General features: G+C 67.0%; 16 protein-coding genes. 14 read left to right on the top strand and 2 right to left on the bottom strand.

Features of this window, described 5'->3' with window-relative positions; genetic code table 11:
* The first annotated feature begins 19 nt into the window (after positions 1-19).
* From L0U85_RS15365 to L0U85_RS15315, 11 genes are all read left to right on the top strand, one after another.
* Positions 20-532 carry a MarR family transcriptional regulator gene (locus L0U85_RS15365; protein ID WP_241378638.1) on the top strand — a complete coding sequence of 171 codons (513 nt, stop codon included), beginning with the start codon at positions 20-22 and terminating at the stop codon, positions 530-532.
* 88 nt (positions 533-620) lie between these two features.
* The gene (gene secE, locus L0U85_RS21405) at positions 621-902 is read left to right on the top strand and encodes a preprotein translocase subunit SecE (RefSeq protein WP_241378637.1); all 282 of its coding nucleotides are present in this window, start codon (positions 621-623) and stop codon (positions 900-902) included.
* Positions 903-1130: 228 nt separating this feature from the next.
* On the top strand, positions 1131-1886 hold the full coding sequence (nusG, locus tag L0U85_RS15355) for a transcription termination/antitermination protein NusG (protein WP_241378636.1): 756 nt from the start codon (positions 1131-1133) through the stop codon (positions 1884-1886).
* Between the two features lie 159 nt (positions 1887-2045).
* Positions 2046-2474, top strand: a complete 429-nt coding sequence (gene rplK, locus L0U85_RS15350) for a 50S ribosomal protein L11 (RefSeq protein WP_241378635.1) — start codon at positions 2046-2048, stop codon at positions 2472-2474.
* 57 nt (positions 2475-2531) lie between these two features.
* Positions 2532-3230, top strand: coding sequence for a 50S ribosomal protein L1 (gene rplA, locus L0U85_RS15345; RefSeq protein WP_277605874.1), 699 nt, complete (start codon positions 2532-2534; stop codon positions 3228-3230).
* 273 nt (positions 3231-3503) lie between these two features.
* Complete coding sequence (gene rplJ / locus L0U85_RS15340; protein ID WP_241378634.1) at positions 3504-4043, top strand: 50S ribosomal protein L10; 540 nt, start codon at positions 3504-3506, stop codon at positions 4041-4043.
* 34 nt (positions 4044-4077) lie between these two features.
* Complete coding sequence (gene rplL, locus L0U85_RS15335; protein ID WP_241378633.1) at positions 4078-4458, top strand: 50S ribosomal protein L7/L12; 381 nt, start codon at positions 4078-4080, stop codon at positions 4456-4458.
* Positions 4459-4845: 387 nt separating this feature from the next.
* Positions 4846-6048, top strand: coding sequence for a hypothetical protein (locus L0U85_RS15330; protein ID WP_241378632.1), 1203 nt, complete (start codon positions 4846-4848; stop codon positions 6046-6048).
* 193 nt (positions 6049-6241) lie between these two features.
* Positions 6242-6622, top strand: a complete 381-nt coding sequence (locus L0U85_RS15325; RefSeq protein ID WP_241378631.1) for a hypothetical protein — start codon at positions 6242-6244, stop codon at positions 6620-6622.
* Positions 6623-7725: 1103 nt separating this feature from the next.
* Positions 7726-11157, top strand: coding sequence for a DNA-directed RNA polymerase subunit beta (locus L0U85_RS15320; protein WP_241378630.1), 3432 nt, complete (start codon positions 7726-7728; stop codon positions 11155-11157).
* Between the two features lie 102 nt (positions 11158-11259).
* On the top strand, positions 11260-15144 hold the full coding sequence (locus L0U85_RS15315; protein WP_241378629.1) for a DNA-directed RNA polymerase subunit beta': 3885 nt from the start codon (positions 11260-11262) through the stop codon (positions 15142-15144).
* 303 nt (positions 15145-15447) lie between these two features.
* Here the strand turns inward: L0U85_RS15315 and L0U85_RS15310 are convergent, their stop codons facing one another.
* Positions 15448-15879 carry a TA system VapC family ribonuclease toxin gene (locus L0U85_RS15310; protein WP_241378628.1) on the bottom strand — a complete coding sequence of 144 codons (432 nt, stop codon included), beginning with the start codon at positions 15877-15879 and terminating at the stop codon, positions 15448-15450.
* Complete coding sequence (locus L0U85_RS15305; protein WP_241378627.1) at positions 15876-16121, bottom strand: type II toxin-antitoxin system VapB family antitoxin; 246 nt, start codon at positions 16119-16121, stop codon at positions 15876-15878. The genes L0U85_RS15310 and L0U85_RS15305 overlap by 4 nt, the downstream gene beginning before the upstream one ends.
* Positions 16122-16390: 269 nt before the next feature.
* Between L0U85_RS15305 and L0U85_RS15300 the strand changes: the two genes are divergently transcribed.
* The 3 genes from L0U85_RS15300 (at position 16391) to rpsG (ending at position 18230) form a co-directional block, all read left to right on the top strand.
* The gene (locus L0U85_RS15300) at positions 16391-16762 is read left to right on the top strand and encodes a hypothetical protein (RefSeq protein WP_241378626.1); all 372 of its coding nucleotides are present in this window, start codon (positions 16391-16393) and stop codon (positions 16760-16762) included.
* Between the two features lie 622 nt (positions 16763-17384).
* Positions 17385-17756 carry a 30S ribosomal protein S12 gene (rpsL, locus tag L0U85_RS15295; RefSeq protein ID WP_241378625.1) on the top strand — a complete coding sequence of 124 codons (372 nt, stop codon included), beginning with the start codon at positions 17385-17387 and terminating at the stop codon, positions 17754-17756.
* Positions 17757-17759: 3 nt separating this feature from the next.
* Positions 17760-18230: a 30S ribosomal protein S7 gene (gene rpsG, locus L0U85_RS15290; protein ID WP_241378624.1), complete on the top strand. Its 471-nt coding sequence runs from the start codon at positions 17760-17762 to the stop codon at positions 18228-18230.
* The last annotated feature ends 1 nt before the right edge of the window (position 18231 follow it).

Raw genomic sequence — 18231 nt, 5'->3', positions numbered from 1 at the left:
CTGACTAGGGGGAATGACGATGCCGGACCGCTTGAGAGAACGCGCCGACCTCCTCGACTACGTCGAGCGCTTCTCCGAGATCCTCATCGCCAGCGGCGTGCAGCGCATGTCCGCCCGGGTCTTCAGCTACATCCTCGCCGACGACGCCGCCTCCTACACCGCCGCCGAACTCGCCGACGGCCTCGACGTCAGCCTCGCCGCCATCTCCGGCGCCGTACGCGAACTCACCACCATGGGCCTGCTGTTCAAGGGACGGCGCCCCGGCACCAGAGCCGACGTGTACCAGCTGAACGAGGACGACATCTGGGGCTCGATCATCCTCGAACGCTCCCCGCTCATCGAGCGCTACAAGTCGCTCGCGCTCGAAGGCATGGACACCCTGCCCCCCGGCCCCGGCCGCGACCGCCTGGAGCAGACGGCCGAGTTCATGCAGTTCTGGCTCGACGAGGTCCAGGGCATGGGCGAACGCTGGACCGCCCGCCTCAGGGCGCGCCGCGCCGCCCAGGACCACGGCGACGGAAGCGAGGCCTGATCGGCACGTACGGTATGCTCCGGTTCTGAGTGCCCCACGCAGAAGACGCTGACGTTCACTCAGCCGACGAACCCTGGAGGAAGCCGACGTGGCCGACGACACCAGCCGCTCCGACACGACCGCGGGCAAAGGTCGTCCCACGCCCAAGCGCGGCGAGGGAAGGCCCGGGCGCAACCCCTTCAAGCTGCTGGGACGCTTTCTCCGCGAGGTCGTCGAGCAGCTCCGCAAGGTCGTCTACCCCACCCGCCGCCAACTGGTGACCTACAGCATCGTCGTGCTGGTCTTCGTCGGCATCATGATGGCCTACATCGGCGGTCTCGACCTGCTCTTCGGCGACCTGATCCGCCGTGCCTTCGGAGCCGACTCCTAAGCTCCCCTTCGAGGCGTGACCCGCGCCGTTTCCGAGGTGCCTGAGGTGCCTTGTCCGGGCCACCAGTTACTCTAGTGGTATAACGCGCGCTGGCTCTGCCGGCGCGTGCCTGTTAAGGAGCCGCGGCGACCTACGAGAAGCCGGGTGATTCTGCGGATCGTTCACCGCAGTCAAGAGAGAATTGTGGATCCCCGCGGGTGCGGGGAAGAGCCGGAATGAGAGCCAAGCGTGTCTGAGTTCGACGAAGCCTTCAAGATCGACGCCGAGGCCAAGGCGGCCGCGGCGAAGGGCGCGAGCGCCGACGAGGAGTCCGACCTCGAGGCCGTCGAGACCATGACCGCCGAGGTCGAGTCCGAGAGCGGCGAGCCCGACATCGACCCGGCCGAGGCGCTGCGCGCCAAGCTGCGCTTCGCGCCCGGCGAGTGGTACGTGCTGCACTCCTACGCCGGCTTCGAGAACCGGGTCCGATCGAACCTGGAGAACCGGATCCAGTCCTTTGACATGGAGGATTACATCTACCAGATCGAAGTCCCCACCCACACCGAAGTCGAGATCAAGAACGGCAAGCGGTCCAAGGTAGAGGCGAAGGTCTTCCCCAGCTACGTGCTGGTCCGGATGGAGATGACGCCCGAGTCCTACTCGGTCGTGCGCAACACGCCGGGCGTCACCGGCTTCGTCGGCGTCGTCGACCGCACCGACCGCCCCAGCCCGCTCCCGCTGGACGAGGTCATCCAGTGGCTGCTGCCGCCGGAGCAGAAGCCGGCCACCGAGGCAACCTCTGAGGAGGCCGCCTCCCAAGAGCCCGAGATCAAGGTCGACTTCACCGAAGGCGAGTCGGTCACCGTCGTCGACGGCGCCTTCGCCTCCATGCCCGCCACGATCGCCGAGATCAACGCCGAGCAGCAGAAGCTCAAGGTCCTGGTCTCGATCTTCGGGCGAGAGACCCCGGTCGAACTGAACTTCAACCAGGTCTCCAAGCTGTAGCGGGCCATGAGTTGGCTCGGTTACAGCTCACACCTGCCATTGCCGTCCGCGGCGGTGCGCAGGGTACCCTAGAAAAGTTGCGTGCCTGCTGGTCGCGGGCGCGCGCCATTCAAAGACGGGGCTCAACGCCCCGTGTCAGCCCAGGAAGAGAAGGACACGATGGCTCCCAACAAGAAGGCCGTTGTGACGTTCAAGCTGGAACTCGCGGGTGGCCAGGCCACTCCGGCTCCGCCGGTGGGTCCCGCCCTCGGTCAGCACGGCGTCAACATCATGGAGTTCTGCAAGGCCTACAACGCGGCCACCGAATCGCAGCGCGGCGAGGTCCTGCCCGCCGAGATCACGGTGTACGAGGACCGTTCGTTCACGTTCGTCCTCAAGACCCCGCCGGCGGCGAAGCTGCTGCTCAAGGCCGCAGGCGTCGCCAAGGGCTCGGGCGAGCCGCACAAGGCCAAGGTCGGCAAGGTGACCGAGGCCCAGGTGCGCGAGATCGCGGAGAAGAAGCTCCCCGACCTCAACGCCAACGACCTCGACGCCGCCTCGAAGATCGTCGCGGGCACCGCCCGCTCCATGGGCATCACCGTCGAATAAGCCAACCCTGTGGAAGGGCGAGCGCTCGCCCTCACCACGACATCCGAAGGATGGATCATGAAGCGCAGCAAGAAATACTCCGACCTCGCAAAGAAGGTCGACAAGACGCAGCTCTACGGGCCCACCGAGGCCGCCGAGCTCGCCAAGGAGACCTCGCCGACGCAGTTCGACGCCACCGTTGAGGTCGCCATGCGCCTCGGCGTCGACCCGCGCCAGGCCGACCAGCTCGTCCGCGGCACCGTCTCCCTGCCCCACGGCACCGGCAAGACCGTCCGCGTCATCGCCTTCGCCGAAGGCGACAAGGCCGAGGCCGCTGTCGAGGCCGGTGCCGACGAGGTCGGCTCCGACGAACTCGTCAAGCGGATCTCCGAAGGCTGGCTCGATTTCGACGCCGCCGTCGCCACGCCCGACCAGATGGCCAAGATCGGCCGGATCGCGCGGATCCTGGGCCCGCGCGGCCTGATGCCGAACCCGAAGACGGGCACGGTCACCCCGGACGTCGCCAAGGCGGTCACCGAGATCAAGGGCGGGAAGATCTCCTTCCGCGTCGACAAGCACGCCAACCTGCACCTGATCATCGGAAAGACGAGCTTCTCGTCCGAGCAGATCGCCGAGAACTACGCCGCCGCCCTCGAAGAGGTGCAGCGACTCAAGCCGGCCAGCTCCAAGGGCGTCTACGTCAAGAAGGTCACGCTGACCACCACGATGGGCCCGGGCATTCCGGTCGACCCGGCGGCCGTGAAGGCCGCCAAGTAACGGCGAGTGTGACGTGGCCCCGGCGCAGGCTCCTGCGCCGGGGCCTCTTCGTTTCCCCTGATAAGCTTGCTTCGTTTTCCACAACCCGAAGACCGTAGGTCACCGCCTCGCGCGGTTGTAAACCATCCGGGACCAACGTAGGGCGACTCGAAGCGACCATGGTGTCGGCCATTACCGGTTGACCTCCGTCAAGTGCTGAGGCGTCCCGAGGGGGCGCCTTTTTTGTCGCCCCCGTGACGGTTGGGGATGCATCAGCCGAGAAAGGAGGGAAACATGGCTGAACGACAGGAATACCCGGCGGACAAGCAAGCCGCCATCGCCGAGCTGACCGACCGCTTCTCGAACGCGTCGGCCGCCGTGCTCACCGAGTACCGCGGGCTGAGCGTCGAAGAGCTGCAGGAACTTCGGCGTTCCCTCGGCGAGGGGACGCGCTACCGCGTCGCAAAGAACACCCTTGCCAAGCGAGCGGCGACTCAGGCCGGCGTTACCGGTCTGGACGACCTGTTCACCGGCCCCACCGCGATCACCTTCATCGAAGGCGACCCGGTTGAAGCCGCGAAGGGCCTGCGCCAGTTCGCCAAAGAGCACGAAGCCCTGGTGATCAAGGGCGGATTCATGGAGGGCAAGTCCCTCTCCGTCGAAGAGATCACCCGACTCGCCGACCTCGAGTCGCGCGAAGTGCTCCTCGCGAAGCTGGCCGGTGCGCTCAAGGCCAACGCGCAGAAGACCGCTGCCGTCCTCGCCGCCCCTGCCTCGCAGGTGGCGCGTCTCGGTGCGGCGCTGCAAGACAAGAAGGCGGCCAGCGGGGAGTAACCCCGCCGGCCACAGACTTTAGAAAGGAAACACCATGGCTAAGCTGTCCACCGAAGAGCTTCTTGAGACCTTCAAGGAGATGACCCTTCTCGAGGTCTCCGAGTTCGTGAAGGCGTTCGAGGAAGAGTTCGACGTCACCGCCGCCGCCCCGGTCGCCGTCGCCGCCGCAGGCCCGGCCGCCGGTGCCGAGGCCGTCGAGGAGAAGACCACCTTCGACGTGGTCCTCGAGTCCGCCGGTGAGTCGAAGATCAAGGTCATCAAGGAAGTCCGCGGCATCACCAGCCTCGGCCTGAAGGAAGCCAAGGAGCTCGTCGAAGGCGCGCCCAAGGCCGTCCTCGAAGGCGCGAGCAAGGAAGACGCCGACAAGGCCAAGGAAGCCCTCGAGGGCGCCGGCGCGACGGTCTCCCTGAAGTAGGAGCCGCGCTCAGCGACCGCAGAAGGGGCCTCCCAGCCCTGTGCGAACCGGGGCCGCACCGCCGGAAGGCGGAGCGGCCCCGGTTCTTTCGTGCCCGGAGAAAAACTCCGATCCGCTTGCAACGATTCACGGTTCCCCAGGCGTCTTCCGCATAGGCGCCCGAAGGCGCCGTCGGCCGAATGAATCGGGGTACCGCCCGGGTCGCGCAGATGGGGCGCGGCCCGGGCATCTCCATGAATTCGGCGGAACATCCCTCATCCGCCCATAACCTCTAGATATCGGATATGTAACGACTCGAGGCACCTGCAACGAAACCGGGCACTGGTCACGTCTCCATGTCAAGACGTCTCCATGGAAGACGAACGAGGACCCGGAGGGAAGCCCGAAATGAGACAAGGGAAGCGAGCCTCAGCGCTCCTCGGCGCCGCTGCGCTGGTCGCCACCAGCTCCTGCGGCGTGTACGGCGGTGACGACGAGGGAGGCGGCGACGAGACCCGCCTGGTCGAGTTGATGAACGAGACCTACGGCCTCGAAGCCGACCTGTCCGAGGCCGAGTACCGCATCATCCAGAACTGCCTCGAAGAGCAGGGCCACACCGTCCACGACCAGTGGGAGATGCAGACCTGGGAGGCCTTCGAGCTGGAGTCCCTCACCGACTACTACCCGTACGAGTCGTTCCTGCCCGAAGCCGACAGCGCCGCGAAGTGGGGCTTCGGCCAGTGGAGCAACGCGGAAGAGGCCTGGGAGTCCGGCGAGGCCGATGAGTACCAGGACGAGCGGTCGGGCGAGGATGAGGAAGGCTTCGACGACGTCGACAACTCCGAGTTCGAGTCACTCTCCCCGCAAGAGCAGTTCGACTGGTACTCCGCCTACTACGGCGACGAGTACGCCCACGAGTACTACTCCTGGACCCTCGATCCCGAGGACGGGCTCGAGGACGGCGAGCCCTACGAGGAGGAACTCCTCGAAGAGGAGTCCGACGGCGAACTCGAGGTCGAGGGCGAATCCTACGACGAGCCCAAGCCCGGCGGCTGCAAGCTCGAAATGATCGAGGCCCTCTACGGCGAGCCGCGGCAGGTCACGAACGACGAGGGCGGCGAGGGGACCCACACCTACTGGGAGTGGCGCCCCTCCGGCCCCGAGGAGGAAGCGGACTGGGAAGAGCTCAGCCTGACCTACCGCGCCGCCGTCCAGGACGAGGAGTACGCGTTCCTCGACTGCATCGCCGAGGCCGGCTACGGCGACTGGGAGTTCAGCGAGTGGGGCGAACTGCTGATCTGGAGATACTTCGAACCGGTCTACTTCGAAGACGAGGAGGCCAGCATGGTCTACGCCGACGGCTACGCGCCCGAAACCCCCGAGCCTCCCGCCGACGTCCCCTCCGACTACGAGGGCAAGAAGGCCTGGGAGATCGACATGGCCGTGGGCTTCGTCGAGTGCGGTGAGTCCACCGGATACCGCGACGCCGCCGAGAGGGCCTGGGACGAGACTCAGCTCGACCACTACCTCGCCATGGAAGAGGACATGTTCGCCCACCAGGAGCAGATGCGCGAGGCCATCGCCAAGGCCCAGGACCTCATCGACTCCTGAGCCGCGACGACGTCCGGGCCGCGCCTCGCGCGGCCCGGACCGCGCGACCGGGGACAAGGCCGAACGAGTCCTGCAACGCCCCGGGCCCTCCGGCGGGTCTTGGAGGTCCGAGGCCCCGAGCATCGACGGCACTGCTATCGAAGACGCCTTCGCCGAGCGCACCGCCGCCGTCGGCGAGGACCTCCTCGCCTGCGTGGCCGAGCGCGGCAGGGGCGAGTGGCGATTCGCCGAGGACGGCCGTCTCCACACGGCCTCCTACGGCCTGCGGTTCTACCTCGACGGGAGATCGGGCATCGACGAGTCGTTCGAATCGGAGGGCGAGACGGAGATCCCCGAGGCCCCGGCGCTCCCCGACGACATCCCCGCAGACTTCGACGACAAGCGGGCCTACGAGGCCGACATCGCCGTCGACTTCGCCGAATGCGGGGACGAGACCGGCTATCGGCAGACGGCCACCGAAGCCTGGGAAGCGGCCCACGCCGAGCAGTATGCCGCGATCGAGGCCGAGACCTACGCTTGGCAGGAGGAGATGCGGGCCGATATCGAGCGCGCCCAGGACCTCATCGACTCCTGAGCGAAAAACTTCTGAGTTCGCGTCACTTTTTGAGCGCGGGCTCGTTGTACACGCTGAGGCGGCCTTTCCACGGCCGCCGAAGGTGCGGAGCGATCGGGCCGCGGCCCGCCGCGGCCCGCCGACCGGCCCGGTGTGCGGAAGACCAGGCGTCGCGAGGCAACAGGCGACGCAGCGGCGCCTCGTCCCCGCACACCGGGCGGCAATGCCGGCAGGCGCCCGCCCCCGCGAGCCCTCGCAGCGGCTCGCGAGCTCCGCGGCGCCGCGCGGCAGGCGCGGCCCGCGAGCGAACGCAGTGGCGCCGAGCCGGGGAGGGGACGGCTCGGCGCCCGCATGTTTGACCGTCCGCCGACCGGATACTCCACTGCCCGACCCAGCGCATGGAACCCGCGTCGTTATGAGGGCGACGGCACGAGGTCCCTTCGCCCGCCGGACCGGCCATCGGCATGCGCCACCGGGCGGGCCGCTCGGGAGTCGCCGGCGGCCGTCCAGGCCGCACCGGCGCTCCCGACGGCGCTGGGCCTCCACCGCCCCGACACGGAGCGGATCACGACACGCAAGGGCCAGCTGGGATCCCTGCGAACCATCGCACCGCGACGCATTAGACGCTTGACTTGACGAAGTGTGACTTGATCCTGCAAACTAGTGGCTCAAGCGCCACAACGTGGCGTGCGCAACGTCTGCATGTGCAGTGCGAGGCGGCCCCGTGGAGCATCCGGAGCACGCCGTCGGCACCGCCCGTCCAGCGAGGCGCTGGCAGGATCGGGCCTCGCGGCCCGTAAGGACACGACATTGAGTCGGGAGGAGCTTCGGCAGCCGGAGAGATCGTCGTCACCGCACACCCCGCTGACCCGGCGGGGAGTTGACAGTTGCCGAAGCTTACACTAAGCTATTAATTTGCGCTGCCTCCTTCACGCCTTCTTGACGCGGTGAGGGGCGTGGACGGTGGGAAACCCAGGCTATCGACGCTCGATCAATCGAGCATTTGCGCTCATAGGAGCACATGTTCCGGTGCCTGCCTCCGGCTGTCCTCGTCGATCCCGCTCTCGTCGTGACCCTGGCACGCGCCGGCCGTCGTAACAATCAGGTCCTCGGAAGGACGAATCTTGGCAGCTTCCCGCACTGGCAAGACCAGCTCCAGCAAGAGCAAGCACGCACCCAGCCGGACCTCGTTCGGCAGGATCGAAGAAAAACTGGAAGTCCCGAACCTACTGGCGCTCCAGACGGATTCCTTCGACTGGCTTATCGGCAACGAGGCCCACAAGGGCCGTGTCGGTGAGGACGCCAAGTGCGGTCTGGACGAGATCCTCGAAGAGATCAGCCCGATCGAAGACTTCTCGGGCACCATGAGCCTGTCCTTCTCCAACCCGCGATTCGACGAGGTCAAGGCCCCGATCGAAGAGTGCCGTGAGAAGGACCTCACCTACTGCGCTCCGCTGTTCGTCACCGCGGAGTTCATCAACCACACCACCGGCGAGATCAAGAGCCAGACGGTGTTCATGGGCGATTTCCCGATGATGACCCCGAAGGGGACGTTCATCGTCAACGGGACCGAACGCGTCGTCGTGAGCCAGCTGGTCCGCTCGCCCGGCGTGTACTTCGACAAGCAGCCCGACAAGACCTCCGACCGCGACCTCACCAGCGCCAAGGTCATTCCCGGCCGCGGCGCCTGGCTCGAGTTCGACGTCGACAAGCGCGAGACCGTCGGCGTCCGCGTCGACCGCAAGCGCCGGCAGGCCGTCACGGTCCTGCTCAAGGCGATCGGCTGGGACGCCGACCGCATCCGCGAGCGCTTCGGCTGGTCCGAGCTCATGATGGCGACCTTGGAGAAGGACACCATCAACTCGCAGGACGAGGCGCTGCTCGACATCTACCGCAAGCTCCGCCCGGGCGAGCCGCCGACCAAGGACAACGCGCAGACGCTGCTGGAGAACCTGTTCTTCAACCCGAAGCGCTACGACCTGGCCAAGGTCGGCCGCTACAAGGTCAACAAGAAGTTCGATCTCGACAGCCCGATCAGCACCGGCGTCCTCACCGAGGACGACCTGGCCGCCACGATCGAGTACATGCTGCGGCTGCACTCGGCCGAGCCCGGCCACCAGGCCGACGACATCGACCACTTCGGCAACCGCCGCCTGCGCACCGTCGGCGAGCTCATCCAGAACCAGATCCGGGTGGGCCTGTCTCGCATGGAGCGCGTCGTGCGTGAGCGCATGACGACGCAGGACGTCGAGGCGATCACGCCGCAGACGCTCATCAACATCCGCCCGGTCGTGGCCGCGATCAAGGAGTTCTTCGGAACCTCCCAGCTGTCGCAGTTCATGGACCAGGTCAACCCGATCACGGGTCTGACCCACCGCCGGCGCCTCTCGGCGCTGGGCCCGGGCGGTCTGTCGCGCGACCGCGCCGCGATGGACGTCCGCGACGTCCACCCGTCGCACTACGGCCGGATGTGTCCGATCGAGACGCCGGAGGGCCCGAACATCGGCCTCATCGGCGCCATGTCGACCTTCGCGCGGGTGAACCCGTTCGGCTTCATCGAGACGCCGTACCGCAAGGTCGTCGACGGCCTCGCGACCGACCAGATCGAGTACCTCACCGCCGACGAAGAGGACAAGTTCGTCATCGCGCAGGCGAACGCGAAGCTCAAGACCGACGGCACCTTCGTCGACGCGCAGGTCCTGGCCCGTGGCCGGGGCGGCGAGGCCGAGCTGGTGCCCGGTAAAGAGATCGACTACATGGACGTCTCGCCGCGCCAGATGACCTCGGTCGCGACCGCGCTCGTGCCGTTCCTGGAGCACGACGACGCCAACCGCGCCCTCATGGGCGCGAACATGCAGCGCCAGGCCGTGCCGCTCATCAAGACCGACTCGCCGCTGGTCGGCACCGGCATGGAGTACCGCGCCGCGGTCGACGCCGGCGACGTCGTCGTCGCCGAGGCCGAGGGCCTTGTGGAGGACGCCAGCGCCGACTACATCACCATCGCCCAGGACGACGGCATGCGCCGTACCTACCTGCTGCACAAGTTCCGCCGCTCCAACGCGGGCTCGTGCATCAACCAGGTGCCGCTGGTCACCGAGGGCGAGCGGGTCGAGGCCGGTCAGCCGATCGCCGACGGCCCCTCGACCGACAAGGGCGAGATGGCCCTGGGCAAGAACCTGCTCGTCGCCTTCACCTCGTGGGAGGGCCAGAACTTCGAGGACGCGATCATCCTGTCCTCACGCCTGGTCGAGAACGACGTGCTCACCTCGATCCACATCGACGAGCACGAGGTCGACGCCCGCGACACGAAGCTGGGCCCCGAGGAGATCACCCGGGACATCCCGAACGTCGGCGAGGAGATGCTCTCCGACCTCGACGACCGCGGCATCATCCGCATCGGCGCCGAGGTCGAGGACGGCGACATCCTGGTCGGCAAGGTCACGCCGAAGGGCGAGACCGAGCTGACCCCCGAGGAGCGCCTGCTGCGCGCGATCTTCGGCGAGAAGGCCCGCGAAGTCCGCGACACCTCGCTCAAGGTCCCGCACGGCGAGGCCGGCACCGTCATCGGCGTCCGGACCTTCAGCCGCGAGGACGGCGACGAGCTGTCCCCGGGCGTCAACGAGCTGGTCCGCGTCTACATCGCGCAGAAGCGCAAGATCGGCGTGGGCGACAAGCTCGCCGGCCGCCACGGCAACAAGGGCGTCATCTCGAAGGTGGTGCCGCAGGAGGACATGCCGTTCCTGCCGGACGGCACGCCGATCGACATCCTGCTCAACCCGATGGGTGTGCCGGGCCGTATGAACATCGGCCAGGTCCTGGAGGTCCACCTCGGGTGGGCCGCGAAGTGCGGTTGGAAGATCGAGAACTTCGACGAGGCCTGGGCGCAGGCGCTCAAGGACATCGGGGCCGACGAGTCCGAGTCGGGCACCAAGGTCGGCACTCCGGTGTTCGACGGCGCCCACCCGGACGAGGTCCAGGGCGTGCTCGCGAACGCGCTGCCGAACCGCGACGGCGACCGCATGGTCGCCCCGACGGGCAAGGCGCAGCTGTTCGACGGGCGCACCGGGGAGCCTTTCCCGGAGGCGATCAGCGTCGGGTACATGTACATCCTGAAGCTGAACCACATGGTGGACGACAAGATCCACGCCCGCTCGACCGGTCCGTACTCGATGATCACCCAGCAGCCGCTCGGCGGCAAGGCCCAGTTCGGCGGCCAGCGCTTCGGTGAGATGGAGTGCTGGGCCATGCAGGCCTACGGCGCGGCCTACGCGCTGCAGGAGCTGCTGACGATCAAGTCCGACGACGTGGTCGGCCGCGTGAAGGTCTACGAGGCCATCGTCAAGGGCGAGAACGTCCCCGAGCCGGGCATCCCGGAGTCGTTCAAGGTGCTGCTCAAGGAACTCCAGTCGCTGTGTCTCAACGTGGAGGTGCTGTCCGCCGACGGGCAGGCCATCCAGATGACCGAGACCGACGACGAGGTGTTCCGGGCGGCCGAGGAGCTGGGGATCGACCTGTCGCACGAGGAACCCAACAGCGTCGACTTCGAAGGCGCCTGACGTCGAGTGAGGGCAGAGCGGGAAACCGACGCTCTGCCCCGCCAACGTCTCATCCAATCCTTACAGCAACATCTGAGCAATCAGGGACAAGGGAAGAGTTCAGTGCTCGACGTCAACTTCTTCGACAAGTTGAAGATCGGCCTCGCCACCGCCGAGGACATCAGGCAGTGGTCGCACGGCGAGGTGAAGAAGCCCGAGACCATCAACTACCGGACCCTCAAGCCCGAGAAGGACGGCCTCTTCTGCGAGAAGATCTTCGGCCCGACCCGGGACTGGGAATGCTACTGCGGCAAGTACAAGCGCATCCGCTTCAAGGGCATCATCTGTGAGCGCTGCGGCGTCGAGGTGACCCGCTCGAAGGTCCGCCGCGAGCGGATGGGCCACATCGAGCTGGCCGCCCCGGTCACGCACATCTGGTACTTCAAGGGCGTCCCCTCCCGCCTCGGGTACCTGCTCGACCTGGCGCCGAAGGACCTGGAGAAGGTCATCTACTTCGCCGCCTACGTCATCACCGGCGTCGACGACGAGGCCCGCCAGCGGGACATCCCGACGCTGGAGAACGAGATCGTCGCCGAGAAGCGCACGCTCGAGCAGCAGCGCGACGCCGCGATCGAGGACCGCGCCTCGAAGCTGGAGGCCGACCTGGCCGAGCTGGAGGCCGAGGGCGCCCGCGCCGACGTCCGCCGCAAGGTCAAGGACGGCGGCGAGCGCGAGATGCGCCAGATCCGCGACAAGGCCCAGCGGGAGATCGACCGCCTCGACGAGGTCATGGACACCTTCCGGAAGCTCGAAGTGCGCCAGCTCATCGGCGACGAGATGCTCTACCGGGAGCTCCAGCAGCGCTTCGGCGAGTACTTCCAGGGCGGCATGGGCGCCGAGGCGATCAAGAACCTGCTGCAGACCCTCGACCTCGACGCCGAGGCCGACCTGCTGCGCGAGATCATCGCCACCGGCAAGGGCCAGAAGAAGCTGCGCGCGCTCAAGCGCCTGAAGGTCGTGGCGGCGTTCCAGGCCACCGGCAACTCGCCGCTGGGCATGGTGCTCGACTGCGTGCCGGTGATCCCGCCGGAACTGCGCCCGATGGTGCAGCTCGACGGCGGCCGCTTCGCCACCTCCGACCTCAACGACCTGTACCGCCGGGTCATCAACCGCAACAACCGCCTCAAGCGACTGATGGACCTCGGCGCGCCCGAGATCATCGTCGCGAACGAGAAGCGGATGCTGCAGGAGTCGGTGGACGCGCTGTTCGACAACGGTCGGCGCGGCCGCCCGGTCACCGGGCCCGGCAACCGCCCGCTCAAGAGCCTGTCCGACATGCTCAAGGGCAAGCAGGGCCGGTTCCGCCAGAACCTGCTGGGCAAGCGCGTCGACTACTCGGGCCGTTCGGTCATCGTGGTCGGCCCGCGCCTGAAGCTCCACCAGTGCGGTCTGCCCAAGCAGATGGCCCTGGAGCTGTTCAAGCCGTTCGTGATGAAGCGTCTGGTCGATCTCAACCACGCGCAGAACATCAAGTCCGCCAAGCGGATGGTCGAACGCGCCCGGCCGGTGGTGTGGGACGTGCTCGAAGAGGTCATCTCCGAGCACCCGGTGCTGCTCAACCGCGCACCCACGCTGCACCGCCTCGGCATCCAGGCGTTCGAGCCGCAGCTGGTCGAGGGCAAGGCCATCCAGCTGCACCCGCTCGTCTGCACCGCGTTCAACGCGGACTTCGACGGCGACCAGATGGCGGTCCACGTGCCGCTGTCGGCCGAGGCACAGGCCGAGGCGCGCATCCTCATGCTCGCCTCGAACAACATCCTGAAGCCGTCGGACGGCAAGCCGGTGGCCCTGCCCACGCAGGACCAGATCATCGGCCTGTACTACCTGACCCACGGCAAGGACGGCCTGGTCGGCGAGGGACGCGCGTTCACGGACGTCGGCGAGGCCATCATGGCCCACGACCGGCGCGAGCTGAACATCCAGGCGCCCATCAAGATCCGTCTCGACGGGATCACCTCCGTCGACAACGGTCCGGCCGAGGCATGGAAGGCCCCCGAGGACTGGGAGCCGGGTCAGAGGCTGCTGGTCGAGACGACGCTGGGCCGGGTGTTCTTCAACGAGTGCCTGCCGCCGGACTTCCCGTACATCAACTACGAGGTCCGCAAGGGCCAGCTGTCGGACATCATCCACGACCTGTCGGAGCACTACTCGAAGGTGCAGCTGGGCGCCTGCCTGGACGCGCTGAAGTCCGCGGGCTTCAAGTGGGCCGGCTGGTCGGGTGTCACGATCGGCATCGAGGACGTCATCGAGCCGGCGCACAAGGCCGAGATCCTCGAGAAGTACGAAGCCGACTCCGCCAAGATCGACAAGCAGTACATGCGCGGCCTGATGACGGCCGAGGAGCGCCGCGGCGAGCTGACGGAGATCTGGACCAAGGCCACCGCCGAGGTCATGGAGGACCTGAACGACACCCTCCAGCCCGACAACCCGCTGTGGCAGATGATCAACTCCGGGGCGCGCGGCAACATGCTGCAGCTGCGGCAGATCGCCGGCATGCGCGGCCTGGTGGCCAACCCGAAGGGCGAGATCATCCCGCGCCCGATCAAGTCCTCGCTGCGCGAGGGCCTGACGGTGCTGGAGTACTTCATCTCCACGCACGGCTCCCGGAAGGGCCTGGCCGACACCGCGCTGCGGACCGCCGACTCGGGTTACCTGACCCGGCGTCTGGTGGACGTGTCGCAGGACGTCATCATCCGCGAGGAGGACTGCGGCACCGACCGGGCGCTGGACTACCCGATCGCCACCGACGTCGACGGCCGGCTCATCGAGTCCGACATCGCCGAGACCGCAGTCGACGCCCGAACGCTGGGCGACGACGTCGAGGTCGACGGCAAGGTCGTCCTCGAGCGGAACACGGCGCTGAACTCGGACAACATCGCCAAGCTCATCGCCGCGGGCGTCACGACCGTCAAGGTGCGCTCGGTGCTGACCTGCGAGTCCCGCCAGGGCGTGTGCGCCGCCTGCTACGGGCGCTCCATGCCGACCGGCGAGAAGGTCGACCTGGGCGAGGCCGTGGGCATCATCGCCGCACAGTCGATCGGTGAGCCCGGCACCCAGCTGACGATGCGGACCTTCCACACCGGCGGTGTGGCCGGGGACGACATCACGCAGGGCCTGCCGCGTGTGCAGGAGGTCTTCGAGGCCCGCATCCCGAAGGGGAAGGCGCCGATCGCCGAGGCGAGCGGCACCGTGCGGATCGAGGACGCCGAGAAGAGCCGGAAGATCATCATCACGCCCGACGACGGCTCCGAGGAGATCGTGGTCGACAAGGTGCCGAGGCGCCTGCGCCTGCGCGCGGTCGACGGCGAGCACGTCGAGGTCGGCGAGAAGCTGGTCGAGGGCACGATCGACCCGCACGAGCTGCTGCGTGTGCTGGGCCCGCGGAAGGTGCAGCGGCACCTGGTCGGCGAGGTCCAGGACGTGTACCGCTCGCAGGGCGTCATGATCCACGACAAGCACATCGAGATCATCGTCCGTCAGATGCTCAAGCGGATCACGATCATCGACTCCGGCACCTCGGAGTTCCTGCCCGGTTCCCTGGTGGACCGCCTGGAGTTCGAAGAGGTCAACCGGAAGATCATCGCCGACGGCGGCGAGCCGGCCTCCGGCCGTCCGCAGCTGATGGGCATCACCAAGGCGAGCCTTGCGACCGAGTCGTGGCTCTCGGCGGCCTCCTTCCAGGAGACCACCCGGGTGCTCACCGAGGCCGCGATCTCCGGCAAGTCCGACAGCCTCGTCGGCCTGAAGGAGAACGTCATTCTCGGCAAGCTGATCCCGGCAGGCACCGGCATCGCGAAGTACCGGAACGTCTCGGTGGAGCCCACCGAGGAGGCGAAGGCCGCGGTGTACAGCCTGGGAGGCTACGAGGACACTGCGACGCCGGCGTTCTCCTACGGAGCGGGCCCGGCGGTGTCCCTGGAAGACTCCTACGACCTGGGCACCTACTAGAAGCTGAACCCAAGCCGATTCCCGACGGCTGATCGAGAGGGGCCCGCCGCGCGAAGCGCGGCGGGCCCCTCTTCTGCTCATCCGCGTGTAGTCGAGGCGGTGGGTCCGATATGCCCGTGCAGAGACGCGGGCATGGCGACGATTCACATTCGAGAGGCCCCGGGAGAGGTTCGAGCAGCGATCGTTGCGGAACCGAAGAGCTGGGAAAACCATGAGTCCTACCTGCTGGAGCTGCCACAGCGGGTACGGAAGGCGGGGCCGTCGGGCGGTCGAGGCACGGAGCGGCGGGTGCTTCTCGGTCGCCTACAGGAGCGGGTTGCGTGTCTTGAGCCCGGGGAAGCGGGAATAGTCCCTGTCGACGGTCCAGAACTCCTCGATGCCGTTCTCTATGCAGATCGCGGCGATCTTGGCGTCGTAGACCATCGACCCGCGGACCTTGCCGGTTTCGAGCAGGGGCCTCAAGCGTGGCCAGTATCCTCCGCTTTCGCTGAACAGCGCCAGCGCTGGTGAGCTGATCCAGGCATCGATCTGGTGGATGGCCTGCTCGGCCGGTGTAGGCGGGTCGTAGATCTTCGGGTGAGTGACCACGCAGAAGAACTCATGCAGACACGGCCATGGCAGGGCCCAAAGCCGATTTCCTTCACTCAAGTCTCGAATGACTTCCGCCGCGGTTGAGTGGAACTCGCTTTCGGTTCGGTGGGCGTAGACCAGGATGTTCGCGTCGACGGCGATCACAGGCGTTCCTCCCGCGCGAACGTCTTGATCGTCTCCCAGTCGGCGCCTTCGAGATGCTGTTGCAGTCCGTTGCCCTGAAAACTGAAGTCGGGCAAGGTGTAGCCCGACTTGCCGCTCCCCGGCTTGGCGAGGATGACGCGAAGTCCTTCCTCGATCAGCGCTCTGAGAGTGGTGCCTTCGTTGCGTGCGTGTTCCTTCGCCTCTTCGAGCAGGGCATCTGCGATCACGACCGTCGTCTTCATATTGGCAACCATACCTCGGGAACCATATAGCCGTACACTGATTCGAAGTGCATCGGTCTTCCATCAGGGGATGTCGTTCGAGCCGAGAATCCTGTCCGATTCGTAAACCGTGCGAACGACGAACCGCCGCCGGAGCGCGATGGCGACTCGCGGGAAGTCCGGGGAGCGGAACCGAGGCGGGTTCTTCCATAGCCTGGAAGAACTTTTCCAACCTCGACCGGGACCGTGGGCCCGGGGACTGTGAGGTGCCAGGCGAATAGGATGGGCCGGTGATCGAAGTGCAGCAGGGAGGCGGGGTCCGCCACCCCGATGATCCGGACCCGGTCGAGTCGACCAAGGTGGTCGCGGCAATGACGCTCGCGGTCCTTTCGGTCGCGTTCGCCCCGTTCGTCGGCGGCGCCGTCCCGGCTCTCATCGCGCTCATGCTCGCCCGACAGGCCGAGGCCGACATCCGGGCCTCCGAAGGCTTCCTCCTCGGGGCCGGGAAACTGCCCCGCATACGGCGGCTGGCCTGGATCGCCCTCGGAATCGCCGCCGCCGTTGTCATCGCGATCGTGCTGGTCTGGGTCATCGAGGCGGCCCGCTCGGCGGGGGAGCCGACCTACGGGGGCGATTTCGCCGCGCGCTCGCCCGGGCAGTGAGGCGGGATACCCCCGCGACGGGGCGGCCCCCTCGATCCACCTGCGTTCGGCGAGCTACGATAGGACACGGTGTGTCTACCGCATCGAACGAACAATGCCACTGCCCTTCGCCTGTCCCGCACTCCGTGACTCTGAACACGGATGCATTGGGGCCGAAATCGGCTTTGACGCAGTTCGTTAGGCTAGGTAGGCTTCTCCCTTGCGCCTGGACACCGCTTTGAGCGGCATGGTGGCCCTGTCTACTCCGGCAGCTCGGTCCCCGTGAGAGCCAGGCCAGGTTGCGTGCCTGCAAGGCGGCAAGGCCCTCATTAGGCCGCCCCGCCTGGCGTCATCGGCACGCACACCCTCGCACTGGGGGCTTCGTGAATATTGACTCCTATAGTCAGTCTCGCTTGGCTCGAGCCGGTCATCGGCTCGCAGGCTTCGCCGAGTGACCTCACGAACGCGTCTGAACCAGCCAGAACGGCGAAGTTCGCTTTGCCCAAAGGACTGGTATGGGTCCGGAGAGACGCGACACGCCCGAACGCGGGGGCCGGGAACCTGCTCTTCTGAGCAGGCTTTCAGATGGCGCCGCCAAGACAGGAATACGCAACCGTCACACTGCTGAAAGGGGTCTGGCTCAGTGCCAACCATCCAGCAGCTGGTCCGCAAAGGCCGCAAGGCCAAGGCCAGCAAGAACAAGACGCCCGCGCTGAAGGGCAGCCCGCAGGCGCGCGGTGTCTGCACGCGCGTGTACACCACCACGCCCAAGAAGCCGAACTCGGCGATGCGCAAGGTCGCCCGCGTCCGGCTCATGAACGGCACCGAGGTCACCGCCTACATCCCGGGTGTGGGCCACAACCTCCAGGAGCACTCCATCGTGCTCGTGCGCGGCGGTCGTGTCCGCGACCTCCCCGGTGTCCGATACAAGATCATCCGCGGCGCGCTCGACACGCAGGGTGTCCGCGACCGCAAGCAGGCCCGCAGCCGCTACGGCGCTAAGAAGGAGAAGTAAGCCATGCCGCGTAAAGGTCCCGCGCCGCGCCGGCCGCTTACCGCCGACCCGGTGTACAACTCGGTGCTCGTCACCCAGCTCATCAACAAGGTCCTCAAGGACGGCAAGCGCCGCCTCGCCGAGCGCATCGTCTACGAAGCCCTCGAGAACTGCCGCCAGAAGGCCGACCAGGATCCCGTGGTCGTGCTCAAGCGCGCCCTGGACAACGTCAAGCCCACCCTGGAAGTTCGCTCCCGCCGAGTCGGCGGCGCGACCTACCAGGTCCCGGTCGACGTCCGTCCGCAGCGCGCTACGACCCTGGGCCTGCGCTGGCTGGTCGGCTTCTCGCGCGACCGCCGCGAGAAGACCATGGTCGAGCGGCTCACCAACGAGATCCTCGACGCCTCCAACGGCCTCGGCGCCGCGGTGAAGAAGCGCGAGGACACTCACAAGATGGCCGATTCCAACAAGGCATTCGCCCACTACCGCTGGTAGT

The organism is Glycomyces sp. L485 (assembly GCF_022548875.1).
Lineage (GTDB): Bacteria > Actinomycetota > Actinomycetes > Mycobacteriales > Micromonosporaceae > Glycomyces.
Note: the sequence above shows the minus strand (reverse complement) of the source record. Positions and strands in the feature narration are given on the sequence as shown.

Bases quoted from the DNA above. Each gene is read 5' to 3' on its own strand.
- L0U85_RS15365 (WP_241378638.1), top strand. From the start codon at position 20: ATGCCGGACCGCTTGAGAGAACGCGCCGACCTCCTCGACTACGTCGAG.
- rplK (WP_241378635.1), top strand. From the start codon at position 2,046: ATGGCTCCCAACAAGAAGGCCGTTGTGACGTTCAAGCTGGAACTCGCG.
- rplA (WP_277605874.1), top strand. From the start codon at position 2,532: ATGAAGCGCAGCAAGAAATACTCCGACCTCGCAAAGAAGGTCGACAAG.
- rplJ (WP_241378634.1), top strand. From the start codon at position 3,504: ATGGCTGAACGACAGGAATACCCGGCGGACAAGCAAGCCGCCATCGCC.
- rplL (WP_241378633.1), top strand. From the start codon at position 4,078: ATGGCTAAGCTGTCCACCGAAGAGCTTCTTGAGACCTTCAAGGAGATG.
- L0U85_RS15330 (WP_241378632.1), top strand. From the start codon at position 4,846: ATGAGACAAGGGAAGCGAGCCTCAGCGCTCCTCGGCGCCGCTGCGCTG.
- L0U85_RS15305 (WP_241378627.1), bottom strand. From the start codon at position 16,121: ATGAAGACGACGGTCGTGATCGCAGATGCCCTGCTCGAAGAGGCGAAG.
- rpsG (WP_241378624.1), top strand. From the start codon at position 17,760: ATGCCGCGTAAAGGTCCCGCGCCGCGCCGGCCGCTTACCGCCGACCCG.